The sequence below is a fragment of the Parablautia muri genome (genome assembly GCF_009917485.1).
Classification (GTDB): domain Bacteria; phylum Bacillota; class Clostridia; order Lachnospirales; family Lachnospiraceae; genus Suilimivivens; species Suilimivivens muri.
In genome coordinates, this window is sequence record NZ_QZDT01000156.1 from 1 (window position 1) to 1,574 (window position 1,574).

1 protein-coding gene is annotated in these 1,574 nt (G+C 48.6%); it reads right to left on the reverse strand.

Annotated elements, in window-relative coordinates; genetic code table 11:
* Nucleotides 1-1,046, reverse strand: a 1,046-nt coding sequence (locus tag D5281_RS24865; RefSeq protein WP_160556457.1) for a replication initiation protein, incomplete at its 3' end; no start/stop codon positions are given.
* Nucleotides 1,047-1,574: the final 528 nt, after the last annotated feature.

Below are 1,574 nucleotides of genomic sequence, written 5' to 3' on the forward strand. Positions count from 1 at the left end.
CGTGCCTTTGCCGTCAGGATTGTCTGCCGGAGATAGGCGGCTGTTGCATATTGGCAAGCGTCAGGAAAGCTAACAAGGTCAGCCCTGTAACGCTCCACGTCACTTTCACGTTTCCTTGACCAGCCGAGGTCTTTAAGCAGGGCAAGCTGTTCATCGGTGAAGCCGGAAAACTCTGCGCTGTCAAAGCCTTTGCAAATCCTATCACGCCTTGCCGCTTCTTCGTCATAGACATCATCGCCATAGGACGGCGGCATAATCTCTGGAAAGTCGTCCATGGACATCTGCCCCGGTATATCTTCAGCCAGAGCAAGTGGCTCCAAGGTGAAGCGCACAGCCTTGACCGTCCTACCCCTCTTTATCGGCTCATAGGAGAATTTGCAGTCGGTCTTGTCGTTCAGTTCCGAGAGACACTTTTTTAGAACCTTGTCGTTAAATTCCTTGTATCCCTTGTAACTGTCAGCCGTACACCGCATGAGGGCTTTCAATTCGTCCAGAGGAACGTCCCAAGTAAGGTGCATATGCCTATTCTGTTCGAGGTACAGAAAGAGGACATAGCTGTATCTGGAAGTCAGCTTGACAACGTTTCGCAGGTTATACCGCAGGTATCCAAGCCGCTCCGGGTTGAAGATATACTCCATGGCCGAGGGGCTTGCACCCAAGTCCACCTGCCACAGTCCATCTTCGTCTTGATAACATTCCGCTTTCTCAAACAAGGCTATGAGAGTGAAGCCCTTGCGCTTGTTGCCGTCCTTGATTTTGATAGTCTGAAAAAGATTATTAACCCTCTTTTCCAAGTCCGGCGCATTTATCTTTACAACGCCCAAAAGCCGCTCTATTTCGCCTTTCTCAAACCGGATAAACCGCTTTTCCGGAACATGGCTATTTATCCGGCCAAGATATGCGTCCAGTATCTTAAACTCCGCAAGTGTCAGCCCGGTTTCAGAGAGGGACAAGAGGGGATTAGACTTCTGGACAAGCAGATTGTCCGGCTCTTTCCCTGCCCCCTTATAGTCCGGGATTGCAGGGAGTTTCTTTCTCCGTGGCATGGTATCAACTCCTTTCCTTATCATGATACCATAAGGGCGAATTTTTGTAAAGTATAAAATTCTCTTTTCTGGAAAAAGACTATGCCCCTAACAGAAAAAGTCTTCGCTCCTTGCGGAAGAAGTCTTCGCTCCTTGCGGAAGAAGTCTTCGCCCCTTGCGGAAGAAGTCTTCGCCCCTAAAACCCGGAAAGCCGCATAAAATCAGGTTTTTTTAGCGTCTAAATCAAAAGTAGGAAATCAAAAGTAAGAAATCATAAGTGCTAAATCAAGCTATCTATCAAGGGACGACCCCGCAAGCCGCAGTATGTGGATAACTTTGGAGGTTCTGGAAAGCGTCAGGATTGATTAGCGATAAAAAAGAAAATGAGGATAGGAGCGGAAACGGTCAAGAAAGCCGCTGTAAAGCGTGTACACGTCCTTAGAGGGGTAGGTAAGGGGAAAACACCATACAGCCCCCTAAAGCCGTCCAGAGGGCAAATAAAGGCGAAATAGAGGGTCAAGGAGTGTGCCATTACACCGCCACCCCTCT